16 protein-coding genes are annotated in these 20,235 nt (G+C 43.1%); 1 reads left to right on the top strand and 15 read right to left on the bottom strand.

The genetic code is table 11. The features are described from left to right. The first annotated feature begins 168 nt into the window (after positions 1–168). Complete coding sequence (locus AC07NA_RS01150; protein ID WP_494894946.1) at positions 169–1,068, top strand: AraC family transcriptional regulator; 900 nt, start codon at positions 169–171, stop codon at positions 1,066–1,068. 1 nt (position 1,069) lies between these two features. On the opposite strand, the gene AC07NA_RS01145 is transcribed toward AC07NA_RS01150, so the two are convergent. From AC07NA_RS01145 to AC07NA_RS01075, 15 genes are all read right to left on the bottom strand, one after another. Next, positions 1,070–1,648, bottom strand: coding sequence for a LutC/YkgG family protein (locus AC07NA_RS01145; protein WP_494894944.1), 579 nt, complete (start codon positions 1,646–1,648; stop codon positions 1,070–1,072). Between the two features lie 2 nt (positions 1,649–1,650). Then, positions 1,651–3,021, bottom strand: a complete 1,371-nt coding sequence (locus AC07NA_RS01140) for a lactate utilization protein B (protein WP_494894942.1) — start codon at positions 3,019–3,021, stop codon at positions 1,651–1,653. Between the two features lie 2 nt (positions 3,022–3,023). Continuing rightward, positions 3,024–3,758, bottom strand: coding sequence for a (Fe-S)-binding protein (locus AC07NA_RS01135; protein WP_494894940.1), 735 nt, complete (start codon positions 3,756–3,758; stop codon positions 3,024–3,026). Between the two features lie 55 nt (positions 3,759–3,813). Continuing rightward, on the bottom strand, positions 3,814–4,644 hold the full coding sequence (locus tag AC07NA_RS01130; RefSeq protein ID WP_494894938.1) for an amidohydrolase family protein: 831 nt from the start codon (positions 4,642–4,644) through the stop codon (positions 3,814–3,816). Then, on the bottom strand, positions 4,631–5,488 hold the full coding sequence (locus AC07NA_RS01125; protein ID WP_494894936.1) for a fumarylacetoacetate hydrolase family protein: 858 nt from the start codon (positions 5,486–5,488) through the stop codon (positions 4,631–4,633). The genes AC07NA_RS01130 and AC07NA_RS01125 overlap by 14 nt, the downstream gene beginning before the upstream one ends. Positions 5,489–5,516: 28 nt before the next feature. Further along, positions 5,517–6,281, bottom strand: coding sequence for an SDR family NAD(P)-dependent oxidoreductase (locus AC07NA_RS01120; RefSeq protein ID WP_494894934.1), 765 nt, complete (start codon positions 6,279–6,281; stop codon positions 5,517–5,519). Positions 6,282–6,326: 45 nt separating this feature from the next. Next, the gene (locus AC07NA_RS01115; protein ID WP_494894932.1) at positions 6,327–7,619 is read right to left on the bottom strand and encodes an alpha-L-fucosidase; all 1,293 of its coding nucleotides are present in this window, start codon (positions 7,617–7,619) and stop codon (positions 6,327–6,329) included. Between the two features lie 61 nt (positions 7,620–7,680). Next, complete coding sequence (locus AC07NA_RS01110; protein ID WP_494894930.1) at positions 7,681–8,889, bottom strand: DUF4998 domain-containing protein; 1,209 nt, start codon at positions 8,887–8,889, stop codon at positions 7,681–7,683. Positions 8,890–8,917: 28 nt separating this feature from the next. Further along, positions 8,918–10,147: a DUF5000 domain-containing lipoprotein gene (locus AC07NA_RS01105; RefSeq protein WP_345208963.1), complete on the bottom strand. Its 1,230-nt coding sequence runs from the start codon at positions 10,145–10,147 to the stop codon at positions 8,918–8,920. Positions 10,148–10,176: 29 nt separating this feature from the next. Beyond that, on the bottom strand, positions 10,177–12,072 hold the full coding sequence (locus AC07NA_RS01100; RefSeq protein WP_494894928.1) for a RagB/SusD family nutrient uptake outer membrane protein: 1,896 nt from the start codon (positions 12,070–12,072) through the stop codon (positions 10,177–10,179). Positions 12,073–12,122: 50 nt separating this feature from the next. Beyond that, complete coding sequence (locus AC07NA_RS01095; RefSeq protein WP_494894926.1) at positions 12,123–15,383, bottom strand: SusC/RagA family TonB-linked outer membrane protein; 3,261 nt, start codon at positions 15,381–15,383, stop codon at positions 12,123–12,125. A gap of 386 nt (positions 15,384–15,769) precedes the next feature. Further along, a complete protein-coding gene (locus tag AC07NA_RS01090; protein WP_494894924.1) occupies positions 15,770–16,216 on the bottom strand; it encodes an L-rhamnose mutarotase in 447 nt (148 codons plus the stop codon). Between the two features lie 5 nt (positions 16,217–16,221). After that, on the bottom strand, positions 16,222–17,877 hold the full coding sequence (locus tag AC07NA_RS01085) for a sodium:solute symporter (RefSeq protein WP_494894922.1): 1,656 nt from the start codon (positions 17,875–17,877) through the stop codon (positions 16,222–16,224). An 18-nt stretch (positions 17,878–17,895) separates the two neighbouring features. Further along, positions 17,896–19,116 carry an enolase C-terminal domain-like protein gene (locus AC07NA_RS01080; RefSeq protein WP_494894920.1) on the bottom strand — a complete coding sequence of 407 codons (1,221 nt, stop codon included), beginning with the start codon at positions 19,114–19,116 and terminating at the stop codon, positions 17,896–17,898. 23 nt (positions 19,117–19,139) lie between these two features. Continuing rightward, positions 19,140–19,913 carry an SDR family NAD(P)-dependent oxidoreductase gene (locus AC07NA_RS01075; protein WP_494894918.1) on the bottom strand — a complete coding sequence of 258 codons (774 nt, stop codon included), beginning with the start codon at positions 19,911–19,913 and terminating at the stop codon, positions 19,140–19,142. Between the last annotated feature and the right edge of the window lie 322 nt (positions 19,914–20,235).

The raw sequence follows: 20,235 nt of genomic DNA, 5'->3' as shown, positions 1-20,235 counted from the left end.
TACCGCAAGCATAAATTAAGTGATTTATACTTTGTATTAATTCATTTTATCAATATGTATGACAAAATTTGATTTGCCGTTTAATTTTTTTAATATAGCATTGCCATACAGCCGTAAACCCTGTAATGGAGTATCCTATTATTGTTACATATTGTTACTATATTCTTGATGAGCAATGTTGTTTTAAAAAGAAGAGATGGTTTTGAGGGTGAAAAGTTCATCAGTATACCGCAAAAGGTTTGGAAGGATGTATCTAAAAGAGATCCTTCTTTCTTTCAAATTTTCATTACGCACATAGGATATTTCCCCCGGGCACACTTTCATTACCGTGAAAGGCGCAAAGGTTGTGAGGACAATATTTTCTTTTATTGCCTGCAAGGTAAAGGCCATTATATACTGGATGACAAACGTTATGAAGTAGTAGCCAACCAGTATGTTTTTATACCCGCCACCGATAAATATATACGCTATTGGGCTGATAACGACGATCCCTGGACTATTTACTGGGTGCATTTCAGCGGGGATAATATGAATGGCTTTAACAGTTTCCTTAATTTAGATGCGCATAAGGGGCCGGTAAGCATCCCCTTCAATAATAAAGCAATTGATATATGGCACAATATATTTCAGTGCCTGGAGATGGGTTATAGTATTGAAAACCTGTGCAATGCTAACTTTTGTCTGTATAATTTCATAGCTACCTTTCTGTTCCCCGAAAGCCATATTACTGTGGCCAAAGATGAAAGCACCGATGTAATTACGCTTACCATTGTGCACATGCGTGCCAATTTAGATAAGAAATTAACAGTAGAAGATATGGCGAAACAGCATAACCTTTCCAGTTCCTATTTTTCTATCCTCTTCCGTAAATCAACCGGGATGCCTCCTATTGATTACTTTATTCACCTTAAGATGCAGAAGGCATGCCAATTATTGTATTCGGATGAAACCAAGATCAAGAATGTGGCGATGGAACTGGGATATGACGACCCTTATTATTTTTCGCGGATCTTTAAGAAATTCATGGGTACATCGCCCGAGCAATACCGGTTAACAGCCAAGCGGTAATTTAGGGCAACAGGAAGATGCTTAAGCTCCTTGGCCCATGCGCGCCAATTACAAGCGATTGTTCAATATCGGCAGTTTTTGATGGCCCGGCAATGAACGCGCTGTAGCCATAATCACTGTCGGCTATGATTTCATAAGCATCTTGCATCAACCGTACAATTTTGCTTTTCTCTATAATGAGTACTAAATGCTGGCAAATGAAAGGCAAAGCCCTATGGCCTAATACATCCTCGGTTATCCAAATTGCGCCATTTTCGGCAACGCCAAAATGCCCTCTTATTATAGCTACGTTCACATCTTCAAAGGTATGCGGTACAGCGGCGGCATAAGTTTCGCCGATATTTACACCTTCAACCACGCTAACTATGCGTCCTTCCTTATCAAATAATCCGGCTATTTGTGGGGCTATTTCTTCAAGCTGGTTCACCTCATATGCCTTTGCGCCAATTGTTTGCGCTGCGGTAATAAACTTCAAAACCGGATCGGTATCGGCGAAACCGAATATTACGCCTTCGGGCAATATGGTAGGTTCCGGCTGATTTTTTAGAATATCCTGTAGTATCTTATCTCTGCTGCTCACTGTTATTTCCTGTTCTTTTTATACCATTCCCCAAACGATTCTGCCGGTGGTTCGGGCATATCGCGCTGTTTGTACCATGGGTTCAGTTTATTACTCACGGCAAAAGGCGCGTATTTCATTACCAATCGCCCGGCCTTACCTGCTGTTTTAAATACAAATGATGATGACAGTGTAAACGTCATGGCTTTCATACCCAGGCTTTTTTGTTTGCTGCTGTAACCGTTCTTTACAATTACCTGTCGCCATTTATATAACTGATCGTGAATATCGATTTTAACCGGGCATACGTTTGAGCACGAACCACATAACGTTGACGCGAATGGCAGATCGGAATATTTTTCCATATCCAGGTTAGGCGCTAAGATAGAACCTATTGGCCCCGCTACCGCGGTATGGTAGCTATGCCCCCCACTACGGCGGTAAACCGGACATGTATTCATACAAGCCCCACAACGGATACACTTCAGCGAATTGCGGAAATCTTCACGTCCCAACTGCACACTGCGGCCGTTATCTACAATAACAATATGCATTTCCTGTCCCGGCCTTGGCTTTTTAAAGTGGCTGGAATAGGTGGTAATAGGTTGTCCGGTAGCGCTGCGGGTAAGCAAGCGCAAAAACACACCCAAATTTTCACGTTTCGGGATCAGCTTTTCAAAGCCCATACTGGCAATATGTATATCGGCCAGGTGCGCGCCCATGTCGGCATTACCCTCATTGGTACAAACCACAAACTCGCCGGTTTCGGCAATAGCGAAGTTTACGCCGGTTAAAGCCGCCTTACGGGTAAGGAAAGTTTCGCGCAAGTGGATCCGGGCTGTTTCGGTAAGTACCTGCGGATCAGACATACCTGCCGGTGTGCCCAAATGCTCGTGGAATATATCGCCTATTTCTTCTTTCTTTTTATGGATGCAGGGCAGTACGATATGGCTTGGCGGTTCGTTGGCCAATTGTACAATGCGTTCCCCTAAATCGGAGTCGATCACCTCTACCCCATGCTTTTGCAGGTAATCATTCAGGTGGCACTCCTCGGTAAGCATCGATTTGCTTTTCACCATGCGTGTCACCTCCTTTTTTTTAAGTAAGGATAACACAATTTCGTTATGCTCGGCAGCATTGGCAGCCCAATGTACGGTTATGCCGTTTGCCTGCGCGTTCGCCTCAAACTGCACCAAATATTTGTGCATGTTTGAGAGCACATTATGCTTTATTAACGAAGCGGTTTCACGTAATAATTCCCAATCCGCTATGCCGTGCGAGGCACGGTCACGTTTTTCGCGTATAAACCAAAGGGTTTCGTCGTGCCAGTTAACACGGTCTTCATCCTTATTAAATACCTCTGATAAGGCTGCATGGTCTTTTATCTCACTCATCCTTATTCGGCGTTTAAAATTTCGGCAATATGTATCACTTTAACCGGGCTTTTGCCACGTTTAAGTATCCCTTCCATGTGCATCAGGCACGACATATCTGCCGCTGTAATGTACTCGGCATCGTGTTGTATATGATCGGCAACACGGTCTTTTCCCATCTTTACCGATACGGCTTCTTCGGTAACGCAAAATGTACCGCCAAAGCCACAGCATTCGTCGTTACGGCTTAAGTTTACCATTTGTATACCATTCACCATATTTAAAAGGGTACCCGGTTTTGAAAAAGGTTCGGCAGTTAATTCCGTCATTTGCGATATCTTCAAACCTCGTTGCCCGTGGCAGCTTTGGTGCAGACCAACCCTGTACGGAAAGTTTGCTTTTAACTCCTTTACATGCAGCACATCGGTTAAAAACTCGGTAAGTTCATATATCCTTTTCCTGATGGTTTCGCCCGCGGCATGCTGCTTATCAGAGTGCAGGTGATCCTTGATATGCAATGCACAACTCCCTGACGGAGAGACGATATAATCGTACCCGCTAAAGTTGTTAATGAATAATTCGTTAGTGCCTTTTGTTAAATGCTCATAGCCCGAATTGGCCATGGGCTGCCCGCAGCAGGTTTGGTTTTGAGGATAATCCACATCAACCCCAAGCTTCTCTAATAGTTGCAGTGTTGCTATACCTACCTTGGGATAAAACTGATCAATATAACAAGGAATAAATAATCCGACCTTCATAGTAATTGGTAAAGATAGCTGCCTTCTTTCATCAAAAACATGGATTATCGGTTTTTTAAAGACGATAAAAGTCCATTGCGTTTTGCCCCCAGAATTGCGCTTGCTCTGTTTCTGTAAACTTAGCTGTGTAATCGGTAAGTACCTTTAATGCCCGGTTATATCCGCCCGCCAGTACATTAACCGGCCAGTCGGAACCAAACATTACCCGCTTTAAACCAAATGAGTTAAAAACTATATCAAAATAAGGTATAAAATCGGCGGCCTGCCAGCTGTGCCAGTCGGCCTCGGTTACAAAACCAGATACCTTGCAATATACATTCGGAAATTTGGCCAACCTTCCTATACCCTCCTGCCATTCGTCTATCAGGCCGTCTTTGATCAATGGTTTTGCCAAATGATCGATAACGAAGCGCTGTTCGGGGAAAGCCGCAACAAACTCGGCTGCTGCCTGTAAATGTTGCGGCTTTATTAAAATATCGTAGGTAAAATCGTACTTTTTAAGCAGCGAGATACCGTGCATAAATTTGGCGCCAAGCATAAACCTAACATCAGGCTCGGCTTGTAAAACATGCCGGAAACCTTTCATTTTCGGAAACCGGCTGTAATGCTTCAAAAGCGATTCAATATCATCAGCCTGAAAATCAACCCAACCTACCACGCCTTTTATAATGTGGCTATCCTTTGCAAGTCCAAGCAAAAAATCGCTCTCTTTGTTAGATTGATCGGCTTGTACGGCGACGCAACCACTTATATGATTGTATTGCAGTAGAGGTGCGAGGTCGTCGGGTAAAAAATCCCTTTGGATAACGCTCATGTCGTCGGTTATCCAGGCATCTTTTACCGGGTCATATATCCAGAAATGCTGATGCGAATCAATTTTTAGCATAAGCTACCAACGTTTGCTTTGAAGTGCCTAATCCGTCAATGCCTAATTCAACCACGTCGCCGGGTTTTAAGTATACCGGAGGTTTAAAGCCCAAACCGACACCTGCCGGTGTGCCGGTAGAAATAATATCACCCGGAAGCAAGGTCATGAATTGGCTTACATAGTGGATCAGATAAGGCACATTGAATATAAAGTTAGAGGTTGAGCCATTCTGCATGGTTTCGCCATTAACGGTTAACCATAAACGCAGGTTGTGCACATCGGCTATTTCTTCTTTAGTGGCTAAAAACGGACCAACCGGCGCAAACGTATCACAGCCTTTGCCTTTATCCCATGTACCGTTACGCTCTAACTGAAACTCACGTTCAGATACATCATTGTGCAGGCAATAACCGGCTACATAGTCTAACGCTTCCGCTTCTTCAACGTATGATGCTTTTTTGCCGATAACGATAGCCAACTCCACTTCCCAATCGGTTTTAACCGAATTTTTAGGGATAGTAATATCATCATTAGGACCAACCAGTGCGGTGGTCGATTTAAAGAAGATCACCGGTTCTGATGGAATTGGCGCGTTGGTTTCTTCGGCATGATCGCGGTAGTTTAAACCGATACATACAATTTTAGATGGGCGCGCTACCGGTGAGCCTAATCTTTCAGCGTCGGCAATTGCAGTTAAGCCTTCTTTGTGCTCATCTACATATTGCTGTAAACGGGCAAGGCCATCATTTTCAAAAAAAGCTTCGTTATAATCTTCACCGAAGGCAGATGTATCGTATTTTATATCATCTATAATCACACCGGTTTTCTCTTTACCCGGCTGTCCGTATCTTATCAGTTTCATGAAGTATTTGTATTGTGGTATATGGAAATTAGTTGTTCAGTTTGATAAACCCGCCATCAATAGGGTAATCGGTACCGGTAATAAACCCGGCCTCGTCAGAGCATAGGTACAATGCCAGCGCTGCTACCTCTTCAGGCTTGCCCATACGGCCTATCGGTTGGCTTTTTGACAGTTTTTCAAATATTTCGGCCTCTTTACCGGCATAGTTCTTGGCGATAAAACCGTCAACAAACGGTGTATGTACACGTGCCGGCGAAATGGTATTACAACGGATATTATCGTTAATATAATCGCGCGCTACGGAAAGACTCATGGCGTAAATTGCGCCTTTGGTCATGGAGTAAGCGAACCTGTCGCTGATACCCACCGACGATGCAATCGATGCCATATTGAGCACAACGCCGCCGCCATTAGCTTTCATCACCGGAATAACAGCATATAACGCGTTGTACGCGCCCTTCACATTTACATTGTACAGGCGGTCAAGATCGGCCTCCGTAGTATTTTCGAGATTACCAACATGTGCTATGCCCGCGTTATTTACCAGGATATCTACCTTACCAATTTCCTCAAATACGGCTAATACCTGCTCTTGCTTGCTGATATCTGCCTCATAAGAAAAAGCCTTTGAACCGGCCTGCTCAATTTCGGCAACGGTTTGCTCGGCCGCGGCTTTGTTTAATTCGATGATGTGCACTGTAGCGCCCTGCTTGGCAAACAGAACAGATATTGCCCTGCCTATACCACTACCTCCGCCGGTAATAACGGCATGTTTGTTTTGTAAGTTGAACATTAAATTATTATACGGTTATATATTTATAAAGTGTTGATTACAAAATTATGAGGTTGTAACCACCGGCAGGCTTTCAGCGTTTTTATCCAATTCCAGTACAATAACATTACTGTTTGCATCAGGTAAATTCTCCGGCAGATCAATGGTTACCGTAGTGCCTTGTTTAAAGCTCAATACGGTGCCATTCATAAAGGTTGCTTTTTTAATAACGGCATCCTTTAAGGCCGGCAAGGTAAGCATATTGCCTTCTTTTTTAAAGAGGTGAACAAATATTTTATTCCCTTTACGTGTAGTTCCATAAACATCATTAGGTACATAAGGGCCACCCTTTGTGCTGTAAATAGCAGAACCATATACTTTTAACCAATCGCCCATTTCTTTTAAACGATTGATCTGTCGCTGTTCAATACGGCCATCCATCATGGGGCCAACATTGAACAACAGGTTACCATTGCCGCTGGCAGTTTTAGCTAAGGTTTGTATACATTCCTTGGCCGATTTCATGCCATCGTTAGGTTTCCAGCTCCATTGGTTGCAAATAGTCATGCAGGTTTCCCAGGGTTCAACCATGTTCAGCTTGCCAATTTGTTGTTCCGGAGTGAGGTAATCCCCTACCGCGCCATCGCCCGAAAGGGTATTTGGATCTTTACCTAAGCGGTTATTTACCACAATATTTACATCAAGGCTTTTGATGTGGTTATACACTTCGCGGCCGTATTCGTTTTTCCAGGGCTCTTCCCAGTAGCCATCAAACCAAAGCATTGCCGGGTGGTATTTGGTGATGACTTCCGTCAGTTCGTTTTTCATACGGCCAACGAACGCTTTCATGTCGCCTTTTACCTTAGGCTCTTTAGCATTGCGGTGTTCGGGGTAATCGGCATCGTGCCAGTCGAGCACGGTAAAGTATATACAGAATACAATCCCCTGCTTTTTACAGGCTTTGGCCAGTTCGCCAACTATATCGCGCTTAAATGGTGATTTAGTAATGTTATAATCAGAATAAGCGGTAGGCCACAGACAGAAACCATCGTGGTGCTTGCTGGTGATGGTAAGGTATTTCATACCGGCATCTTTCGCCGTTTTCACCCATTCATCAGCATTAAACAGTACCGGGTTAAACTCCTTGTACAGGTTATCATAATCATCGCCCGGAACTTGCTCGTTTCGGCTCCACCCTATTTCGGTACCGCGTAAAGTTACCGGCCCAAAGTGGATGAACATACCAAAGCGATGATCCATAAACTTATCCATAACCGCTTTGGGTGTTTTAGGCGGTGCCTGCCCAAAGCTTGTACTTAATACAGATAACAGGAATATGGCTAATAAATATTTTTTCATAACAGATGCTATTATAAAACATTAACCCGGTGATTGGCCGGGCTAATGTTATTCAATTGTTTTATTCTCTATTCCAGAAGGTAAACTCGCTGATATTGCTGTAGTTTTCGCCGGAGAAGTTTGTTTTAACACGAATCCTTATATAACGTACGGGATGAGGACTGCTTAACAAGTCCGTTTTATATGCAGCCTTTCCGTCATCCGTTCTTACAACTTCTTTAAGCAAAGTCCAGCCTTTGGCTACCATTTCATCTTTCCAGCCGGCATCGGTTGATGGTAAATTTGTAGCCGCGGCATTGATATTATCTGTAGCTATGCCCCATATTTCAAAATCAAGCGGATTATGCGATTGATCTCTGCCGGTTTCTTCAACCTGGGCCAGGTAATTGTATACCGCTCCCAAATCAAAGGTGAAATGATGCGGTAACCTTGCTTCATTGGAGTGAAAGATATTAGGATAGGTTTGCGGACCTACACTACCATCCCACATTTTTTCGAGACTGGTACCAAAGTCGGCATGTACATCATTAGGCAGGCTTATCGCTTTAAATAATGATTTAGGGCACTGAACCAACCTGAAGATTGTAGGATAGGTACTATAATCGGCCACCTGGAAAACATCTATTGATGAGCGTTCCGGTATGTATGATGATTTATAAGTAACATCAGTACCGTATTTAAAATCGGGCAGTAAGATACTCGAACTGTCGCCGCTTAAATTGAGCGTTACATTTTCACCGGAAGTTTTAGTGTATCGTATTTCGGTAGCAATATTGATAGTATCTGCATTGGTAAAGTTTAAACGCACAGCACCTGTTGTTAAATTAACAAAGGGGGTATTGCCATCATAAGCCCTGTTTAACAGCGTGCTATTATAAATTGGGCCATAAACCTTAACGTTATTTACTTCTTTGGATATTGACCTGTTACCCTTACCATCCTGAGAGTAAATTACAAACGAGTAAACAAATTCGTTAAGGCCATTGATGATAGTGCTAACGCTATCAGTTTTAGCAGTGATATTAACCACTTGCGAATCTGCCCTGTTGTTCCAGTAAACCACATACTTTGTGATACTTGGGTCGGTGCTCGATTTCCATTTCAATTCTACACGTAAATTGCCCGGATGGGTGGTTACATTACCTACTGCACCGGTATATACAATTTCGTGGTCTTTATAAAATTCCTTAAAATCCGTCACCTGCTTATTACAGCTGTACACAGCAGCAAGCGCCAGGCAACTAAATATGATATATATGATCTTTTTCATTTTTTGCTGATTTTAATAGTTCAAAAACTTATTCCGGTTTGCCATAGAAGGAGAATTCCAAAATATGCGCAAAATCGCCACCCGACCATGTTCTGGCTACCGAAACACGGATGAACTTAACCGATGGCGCGTTAAACGGCACATTAAAGTTTACACCCTTGGTTACAAAATCGATATCGGCAGGTGTTATAGCTGTAGGCGGGAAACCAGATGGCGGATCAGGAAAATGATAATTAGCCATATTGATCCAATCGCCCACAACAGCGCCTACCGGAGCTTGCAACGGCAACCTGGCATCGGCAGGTGAGTTAGCATTTGAACCCCATATACTAAAATCGCGTGGGTTACCATGGCCATAAGACCAGGTACCCGATCTTTCCCACATTACAAAACGACTTAATTTATAAGTTGGTCCTACACCAAATGTGCACGTAAACGGCGGAGTAGAACCATCTGTATGCCAACCCGGTTCGCCGGTATTGCCATCCCAAAGGTTTCTAACTATCCAACCACCGCCCGAATATAAGGGCGCGTCTGTTGGTAACGGAAAGTTAAAGAACTTACTTTTATCAAGCATTTCTTCAAAAAGAGGATTCAGGTTTGCTTTAAGTGTATCAGAAATGTTTCCCCACTGGTCGGTAACGTAAACTCCGAAATCGCGGGCATCTGTATTATAACCACGCAATGAATAATCAATGGTATCGGTCTTGGTAAAATGCTGATCCTGCACTTCCAGTGTTTTGGTTACATCATCATAAGCCACTACTATAATACCTATTTCTTTACGTAACGGGTTAAGCGCCTTTACGTTAACACCACCAAAATCGGGCGTAATAGCCACGCTTGGGCGTACCAGTTGATACACCGGGGTTTCGGGGTGAACTTTTACTGTAATAGGATCAGACATTACATTGGCGCGGCTAACCGTATACAATGTCACATCATAATCTTGCGAGGCCTTAAAGCCATTTACCACAACGGTATCTTTGTAGTATGATGATTTTGTTTCGCGTGATGCTTTATCATTAATATGATACTTAGCCAACACGTACAAAATATTGTCGGAGTTCGGCAGGTCATAGGTGATATTGGCACCACCGTTAAAGTTATCTACCTTAATATTGGTTACCACGCCCGGTTTTGTACCATCATTTGATATAGGCCCGGTGTTGTAACCATCGTTTCGCTTACATGAAGCTATGCCAATCATTAACAAGCCTATTAGTACCTGTAATGAGTAATTTTTAATATTTTTCATAATCTCACAATTATTAATTGGATAACAGGTTACCAATTCGGATTTTGAACAAGGTTAGTATTTACTATCAGCGCGTCGGCTTTAATTGGCCACAGGTAATTCCGTGTATTGAAAACCGGTGTTACAATAGTACGTGGGCGATAGTAGTTTATTGGCGATTCTTCGGCCACGTTCCAACCTTGCAATGGCCTGCTCATGGCAGTTTGCAATTCTTTCCAACGGCGTAAATCCCAGCCTGCTTGCTTTTCAAAACAAAGTTCTATTCTTCTTTCCTGGTGAATGATCTGGCGTAAGCCATCTTTAGTGGTGAATTTGGTTGGCGTTTTTGAGAAGTTTGTCCATGCCGCTTCAACACCTGCTAAACCTGCACGAGCCCTAACCCTGTCAACATAGCTTAATACCTCAGCATAAGGCCTGCCTTGTTCGTTCAGTATTTCAGCATATAATAAGTACATGCCCGCTAACCTGATACGAGGCAAGCGAAAATCTTCCCAGGTCATGGTTTTATCGTATACTGTTAAGTAGTTAACCAGTTTTTTAGGCCAGTACCCTGTTACGTTAATACGAATATTATCTTTAGGGCCGGCAAATGACGAACTGCTTCGGGCCGATACCCATAACGCGTTTTCACCGTTGCCCAAGATGCCGTTACCATACCAAACACCACCATCAAAAGCAAGATCGGCATAAAAACGAGCCTCGCGGTGAAAGTGTGCTTTTACAGTTTGATAGCCGTTGTGGATGTAGAACCTGTTAGCATCATCTCCTGTTTGCAAATTGTAGCGTCCATTATAATCCCAGTTCTTATCCTCATTAATAGGCACGCCATTTTCGGTATAATACAACTCCTGCTGACTTATAGGTGCTGCCAGTGTACCCTGAGCAATCAGGTTTTTAGCCGCGTCTGAGGTTAACCTTGGCATAAAATATTCCTGGTTGCCGAAGCCGAAGGTTGGGTTTAACGCCCATATTATCTCCGGGTTAGTTTCCCATTTATCGGTAATAGTAGTTTGCAGGTTTAATACTTTCTTTAATGAGTCGGTTAAGTTTTGAGGGATTGATGCCGATGTAAGCAACGTATGCAAACGATAACCATTGGCTTCAGCATTTTGTATAGCCTCATTGCAGGCAATTGCAGCCCTGTCCCATTTTGTGGCATCATAAGTAGGGCTAAATAATGCTTCACCGTCTTTATTTTTTAAACCTACAAAATCAGGATTGCCATTAAATAACGGGCTTGCAGCTGTGGCTAATACTTCGGCTTTTACACTAAGTGCTATAGTCCTGGTAATACGGCCCAGTTCCTGGGTTTGGTTTTGGATGAAAGGCGGCAGATCAGGCACTGCTTCATCAATAAGCCTTACTATATAATTCACTACAGAATCTGCCGGCGCACGTTTTACCTTTAAATCTTCAGGCTGGCTGGTTACAGGCAGGTTTTTATCCATAATAGGAATCGGACCGTACATACGGTACAAAAAGTAATTATAGTAGGCTTTCAAAAATTTAACCTCTGCAATCCACCTGGCTTTTTCGCCTACGGTAAGGTCAATAGGCTTGTCAATATTCTCCAGCATGGTATTGCATCTTCTTAGTGCAACAAATATCGCCTGCCCTCCATTTTCACCATCCCAATAGTTAAGGCCTACATTTTGCGTGGTTTGTGTGCCACGTATAATATTAAAGCCTGTTGGGTTAACGCCCTGATTATCGGTAAGATTATTCGGAAATATCACCTCGCCCGAGGTAGTAAAACCCGGATCGTTTTGCGTGCCCGCGAAATTTTGCAAGGTGTTGTAGCAGGTGAACAGATAATTTTCGGCCTCGTTCCTGTTCCTGAATGCATAATCAATAGTACCTACGTTATCAGGCGTAACATCAAGGTACTTTTTACACGATACGCTTGTTACAGCGATAACTATCATGTATATATATTTATAGTACGATTTCATATCTAAATATTTATCAGTTAATGTTATATACCCACGTTTATACCCATGTTAAACACTTTTTGTATAGGGTAGGCGAAGCCATTACCGCCCAATTCCGGATCCCACATTTTGAAAGGGCTCCAGGTAATAAGGTTGAGGCCGTTAACATATATACGCGCGGTTCTTAAGCCTAAAACTTTAGCAGCTGTCGCGGTTAAACTGTAACCTATCTCGGCCGATTTCAAGCGAATAAAGCTGCCGTCGCGCATCCACCAGGTGCTTGTTTGCCTGTTGTTTTCAATTTGCGCGCCGTTGGCACCTAACCTTGGGTACATGGCATACAGGTTTTGGTTATCTTCCGACCAGTGATTGTCGGCGTAATCCTGCAATAGCTGGGTGTTACCTGTATAGTATGAATCAGGGCTTTTGATGAACGGACTGGTACGAGCAGGATCGATAAAGAAGGATACCTTAGCCTGTCCCTGGAAGAATGCTGATATATCGAAACCTTTGTATCCCGCCGATACACCAAAACCATACACTATTTGCGGAATATAAGGGTTACCTAAAAACGTTTGATCGGCACCGTCAATTTTACCATCGTTATTTAAATCGCGGTATTTGATATCACCACCCATTGGCGCGATACCACCAGTACTGAAAATCTGCGTAGGTGAGTTGCGGGCCTCTTCATCATCAACAAATAAACGCTCGGCTACATAACCGAAATTGCGGTTAATGGCCTGTCCGGTCAGGTGACGATAAGCTTCTGGATAATCCGGCTCCTCAAATTTGGTATACTTGTTTTCGGTATAAGTAAAGTTACCGCGTGCCGATATAAAGCCTGTTTTGCCTATTTGCCTTTTACCATCAATTTGAATATCAATACCTTTTGATTCGGCTTTACCGATGTTGGCTGCAATAGCGGCCTCTAAACCCGTAGTGCTTGGTATACTGCTGAAGCTACGGTTTTGTAAAATATTGTATTTGTTGTTTTTGTATACCTCTGCAACTACGTTAAAGTTTTTAAACAAAGTAAACTCTACGCCTAAGTTGATCTGTTTTGAGGTTTCCCAGGTTACGTCATCGTTTTGATAATTACGTATGGTAACCCCGTTGCGGCTGTAACCATTGCTGCTACCAAATGATGAGCCTGCACCACCGTTAAGATTTACGTCGGACAGGTAGAAGAACCTCCTGTCGCTAATGGCATCGTTACCTACTAAACCGTAGCTGGCTCTCAATTTAAAGCGGTCGACTACTTGAGAAAGGTCGCCCCAAAATTTCTCTTCAGACACGATCCAAGAACCACCAATGGTTGGGAAGAAACCGTAACGGTGCTGCGAAGAGAAACGCTCTGAACCGTTATAACCAAAGTTAAACTCTAAATAATACCTGCTTTTGTATGAGTAGGTAGCACGCCCCGCCAGTGTAAGGTTACGGAAAGGCAAAGCGTTGAATAAACTGTTGGCATTAGCATAAAGCGTTTGCTGGCGTGTGCCGATCAACGCGCTGCTGATGTTATGATCTTTACCAAATGTTTTGGCATAATCTAACACGCCCTGAAAGTAAATGAAGTTATCCAATACGCTGGCACCGGGATAGTAGGAAAGGTATTCCTGCGCCTGGCCGGGCTGGTTGTTTAACCATTTAAGCACATAAGTATTTGAAAGCTTATCATACGTATCAATATTATAATAAAACGGGTTATAGTAAGTTGACGACTGGAAGCTTGCATGCCTGTTGGTGCTGAATATACCGTGGAAGTTAAGGCCCGAAGTAATAAAATCAAGGTTTTGGTTTAACTCCAGTTGTGCCAGCATCCTCGATTCGGATGAGTTTTTGTGGCCTTGCAGCAAGTACGCATAAGGGTTAATGTTTTCGGTTGAACCTGTGCTTACGCCCGGCGTATTACCGAATAATATGTGCTGAACATTTTGATTGGCTGCATCGGGCTCGTAAAATGCCGGGAACAATACCGGGCTGGTATGTGATGCCAGGTTATAAAGATCAGTCGAGAAACCACCATCAGGTGTTTGCGGACCGTTATACTCGTTGAAAGTACCCGATAAACGGATAATCAACTCTGTTTTATCAGTAACGTTAATGTTTACGTTAGAACGTAACTGGTAATTTTGGAACTTAACATTGTTGTTATTATTGTTACGGATATCGGTACGTAAAATACCGTTATCGTTAGTATACGAACCGGCAACATAATAACGTGCTACACCACCGCCACCCTGAAGGTTTAAGTTACCACGTTGGGTTGAAGTCCGTTTTTTGAACAGCATATCTATCCAGTCGACTGCCGGATAAACGTATGGGTTACTGCCCGGCGCATTGTTTAAAGTTGCCTGGGTATTTAATATTTTATTTTCGGTGAAGGGACGTATAGCCAGCGGATCGCGGGTTACGGTAGCTTCGTTGAAAAGCCTCATGTAAGTGATCGGATCGGCCAGGTCAAGGGTTTTTACCGATTGAGAAAGCGAGTTTTCCAACCTTACATTGATCTGCGGTTTACCTGCTTTACCCTCTTTGGTTTTTACTAAAATAACACCGTTACCACCACGTGCACCGTATAACGCGGTAGCACTTGCATCCTTTAATATCGAAAAGCTCTCAATATCGTCAACTTGTAAACGGGCTAAATCCGTAGCGGTAAGCTCAACGTTATCAATTAAAATAAGCGGGTCTTTTTTATAACCGAAAGTAGTTACACCACGAATGAAGAAGTTTGAATTATCCTGCCCCGGCTGGCCGCTTGGCTGGTAAGCGATAACACCGGCCACCTGTCCTGCCAACGCGTTGGTTAAGTTACTTGCCGGTATTTTTAAGTTGCCGGGCTTAACCGTGGTAACAGAACCTACAATGGCTTCGCGGGTTTGCTTACGGCTGTAAGCTGTAATTACCACTTCATCGGCTAAAGTATTGGTTGCTTCTTTTAAAACGATGCGTACCGAACGTTGGCTGGCCGATGCGGTAAAGGTTTTATCAGTATAACCTACATAGGTTATTCTTAGCAAGGTACCGGGCTCTACGTCAAGCACAAATTTACCGTTCGCGTCGGTTGATGTGCTTTGGCCTTTTTTGTCGGCCGGGCCAACGTTGGCGCCAATTACCGTTACACCAAGAGTATCAACCACTGTACCCGTTATGGTAATTTTTGTTTGATTTTGCGCAAATGTGCTGTCACAGCATCCAAACACAATTAACAAGAACAATAACCGGCAAAAACCGGCTGCATACTTGTTTGGAATTTTTAACACCAGGAGGCGTTTACTTAATTCGTAAATTTGCTTCATAAAATGGTTTAATAATTAGTTATAAATAGTTTATAATCAAAAAGATACAGGGATGCACTTTTATTGCACCTTCATTTTCATTAATGAAAGCTTGGTTTTATATCTAAAAAATTATTTGGCTTATGAAACAAATGTATAGCAAGCTGATACGGCTATAAATGGTGTATTCTTTTATTATAATGGACTATTCGATTATTCAATCCCTTTTTTATTTTTCGAATGTGAACACACAATATTTTATTAAGATGGTAACTTTTCAATCAAAATAATACCATTTAAACAACGGTAATTTCAATGAGATGGACTTTAATAGACAAAACAAGCCCCATCATACATATTTGAAGTATGTTTAATGAGCAAATAATGCATCATTGTTTGGGTGTGGGTCAATTGGTATGAAATACCTCTTCCATGTTTGCCCATGTTTCGCCTTTGGCGGCCGCCTCGGGTAATGGTATCTGCGCAGGGGCGGTTTCTTTCCACCATTTTTGCGTGGTACTGTCAGCCGCCATTTTCTTCATATCGGCTTTAAAATCGCCTCCGGTGTATTCAAAATAGCTAAACAGAAAATACTTGCCATCTATTTTTTGCAGGTAGATGGAATAGTTTTGAATATTACATTCTTTAATTTTTTTCAGCACACCGGGCCAGGCATTGGCATGTAGCTTCTTATAATATTCCAATTTTTCGGGTTTCAGGCCTGTTACCATTCCAAAACGCTGCGGTTTAGCAGGCGCTTCAGATGACGTTTGCTCTGTATTTGTACACGATACGGCAACGCAAATAATAATTAGCGCGATAATATTTAATAATGTTAAGCGTGTTTGTTTCATAAAATTTATCTGAAAATCCAAAACAGTGCCGACATGATAAGCAGCAGCACGATGGACAATAGCTTATAATTACCTATGCCGCTCCATCCCGGAGTTTTAAATGATTCGAACGGTGATTTCCAGTACAGGTTTTCGCTCTCGGCAGTGTGCCGTACCGGATATATGTATGAGAAGCTAACCTGCAACAGCACACAAACGCAGAACAGGTAAAACGCCATCATCATAAAAGGCACATGACCAATAAGAGTATCAGGATATAACTTACTTACCGTGAACACCGCCACTCCTATTGCCGAACCTATCCACAAGGTTAATTTTGATGACTGAGCCGATGCCTTACTCCAAAATACACCTAATAAAAACACGCAGGTTATTGGAGGGGCTATGTGCGCTATAATGTCGTTCAGTCCATTGAAGATGCTTTCGTAACTATTTAGCAATGGCAGCAACAACAGTGATAATATCATGGCCACACCTGCTGAGATCTTACCTGTTTTAACCAGGCTTTTATCCGTAGCATTGGGTTTGTAGCGTTTGTAAATATCGTAGCTCACCATGGTAGAGATGGAGTTTAACGCGCCCGAGATCTGGCTCATTAAGCCTGATAACAATGCGGCAACCAGCACCCCAATCAATCCTTTCGGGATCAACTGGGTGATCATCAATGTGTAAATACCTTTACTGTTCACTACCTCTTTACCGGCCTGAACACTGGTTAACGCTGATATATCTAAATGACCGCTTTTTGATAATGTGTAAGCGAATAGTCCCGGTAATACAAAAATGAATACGGGCAGTATTTTAATAAAGCCGCAAAACAGCGGCCCTACGCGGGCGTGGTTCTCATCTTTTGCACCCAGTACACGCTGCACAATGGTTTGATCGGCACACCAGTACCATATACCCAGCACAGGGTAACCTAAAAATATAGAATACCAAGGCATGCCGCTACTATCGCCATGCGGGCGCATCATAGATAATTTATCCATTTGTCCGCTGTTTCTAAGCACCTCCACCATTGGCTCCCAGCCGCCCATTTTATTATAGGCCACCACGCTCATGATAACCGCGCCGCTTAAAAGCACAATGGTTTGTATAGATTCGGTCACTACCACCGCGGTTAAACCGCCCACCACCGTGTATATGGCGGTAAGAATGGAGATGATGATCACGCTGGTATACATATCCACCCCAAAAAGCGTTTGCAACACAATACCGCCAGCCAACAGCGAGAACGAGATATGGATAATTACGGCCGATACCACCGATACGATAGCCAGCCAATCGCGGCTTGAACGGTCGTATCGTTTTTCGAGGAAATCGGGCAGCGTAGCTACACCGGATTTAATGTAAAAAGGCACAAAGAACAGGGATAGCAATATCAGCGTGAACGATGCCATCCACTCAAAGTTGCCGTTAAGCAAGCCGGTATCGAAACCGCTTTGCGCCAAACTCACCAAATGCACACAAGATATATTGGTAGCAAAAAGCGCCAAGCCTATCATCGGCCAGCGAAGCGTTTTGCCTGCCAAAAAGTATTCGCCCGCGGCGTTTGTGTTGTTTTTGGTTTTACTTTGATGCCTTATACCGGCCCACAAACCCACCAGCACTATACCCAGTATGTATAAGGCACTTATAGTAATATCAAGAGAACCTATCATTTTATTAAATGCTGTATATTATTTCAAATCGCAACTGCTGCCGGGTACCTGCGGCGTAATATAAACCCCGTTCTCAATCTTCACCGGGTTTACAAAATGTTTTTGCAAATGCGGAATGTGCTCTAAAAATAAAGCTTCGTGCCCCAGTTTTATATGGTTAAATAAAACCAAATGCTGGTGTAACTGCCCCATATCGCCTACGTGCGGTACAACCGGAACGCCATATTTTTTACATAATAAACTGGTGGTAATAAATTCGCTTACGCCACCTACCCTTACCGCGTCAACCTGTATAAAGCCAGCGGCACCTGTTTGCAGGTAGTTTTTAAATATTACCCGGTTAGGTACATGCTCGCCTAATGCCAGCTTTACCGGGGCAATAGCGTCAGCCAGTGTTTTATGCGCCAGTACGTCGTCGGGGTGCGTTGGTTCTTCTATCCAGTATGGGTTCATCTTCTTCAGTTCGCCGCAAATGGCTATGGCTTGCGGCAGGTTCCATTGCTGGTTGGCATCAAGCATTACCTTTACGTTATCTCCGGCTACTTCCCTTACAATATTCGATCTGCGGATATCCCTTTCAGGGTCGGCAGAGCCTACCTTCAGCTTCATTGCTGTAAAACCCTCGGCAATAGCCTTATGGCAATTCTCGCGCACTTTTTCGTCGGAATAATTGAACCAGCCAATAGAGGTATCATATCCCGGGTAACCGGTTTCTAAAACAGCCTGGCGCGCTAAACTTCCGTCCTGCTGCCCTGCAATAAGGCTGATCGCCTGCTCACGGGTAAGTTCATCTTCGAGATACGAAAGATCAAGCGTATTCACAATTTGCTCGGGCGACAGGTCGATCAGTAATTTCCATAGCGGTACGCCCCGTCTTTTGGCCCACAGATCATAACAGGCATTGGTAACCGATGCCAGCGCCAAATGCACCACACCCTTATGCGGACCAAGCCAGCGGAACTGCTGCTCGTTTGACAGTTGCAAAAATATACTGCCGAAATCGGCCATTACTTCTTCAATATCCTTCCCCCTGAATTTTTCGGCGTAAAATTGCGCTGCTTTGCAAACCAGGTCATTGCCTTCGCCTAATGTAAACGCGAGGCCGGTACCTGTAAGGCCACTATCGTCCTGCAATTCGGTTACGGCGTAAGAGTATATGGGGTCGCGGTGTATAGCATCGCTGCCTGCATTGCCATCTAACTTAAAACGAACGTCTTTAACTTGTATATTTTTAATCATTATGTTTTGTGCTGATTGGGGTATTATTTATTGGTGCGGTAACCGAGTTCGGCACCAGCGCTTACCGGCATAATGCAGCCTGTTATAAAGCGGGCTTGTTCCGATATTAAAAACAAACAAGCATCGGCAATAACATCGGCTTCGGGGCAATAGCCCAATAAATGAATATTATCCAGGTATTTTTCAATAGATGATGGATCGGGCTGCTGACTGCTCCAGTTCCTTAGCATAGGTGTCCAAACACCCGCGGGCGCAATAGCGTTCACCCTGATACCCAAATGCGCGTAATCTATCGACATTGATTTGGTAAGCGAATTGATAGCGCCCTTGGTGGCTGTGTAAGCGGCATGTATATCCTGTCCAATTTCGGCAGTTATACTACTTGTGCTCAATATATTGCCTTTGGTTTTTATCAGTTCGCTAATGCCATAACGGGTTGTATTATATAAACCCTTTACGTTAACATCAAATAAACGTTCCCACTCCTCTTCGGTGGTTTCATGTAATGGCTTTGAGGGATCAGAAATGCCTGCGTTATTGTGTATCACGTTTATTTTACCAAAGCGTTCTACCGTTTTTTCAATGGCATTTTTTATTTCGTGGCCTTTTGAAACATCGGCCTTAACGTACAAAACATCATCGCCGTTTAGCTTTTCATTGGCTCGTTCTATGCTTTCGTGGCAGTTGGCTATGATGGATAATTGTGCTCCGGCTGCGCGAAAAACCCTTGCGCATTCAAAACCTATCCCCTCGGTGCCTCCTGTTAAAAAAACAACTTTATCTTTTAATAACTGCATATTGTTTAGGATGCCTGTTTTGTTAAATATTAATATCTGTTAAATCGTTAAACCACCTTATAAATCCCGGCAATGCCACCAAAACATCCTGACAATGAAATGTTAAGCACTATGACTGTGCTAAAAATTTATAACCGTGTTTGTTTAATTACCTGAACAAGCCTGAATGATTTAGCATTGCTTTATTTGGCATTGGTTTAATAATAGATTGCTCAGCGTGGTTTATTGATTTAAGCCAAAATTAGTTGCGTGCAATACCTTTTAGAATAGAGGATACCTTTTTTTTAATGGATTATACGATTAAATACAATTTAACAATTAA

It is taken from the genome of Mucilaginibacter sp. GW821-FHT07G05, from assembly GCF_059418565.1.
This window is presented reverse-complemented; position numbering and strand designations above follow the sequence as displayed.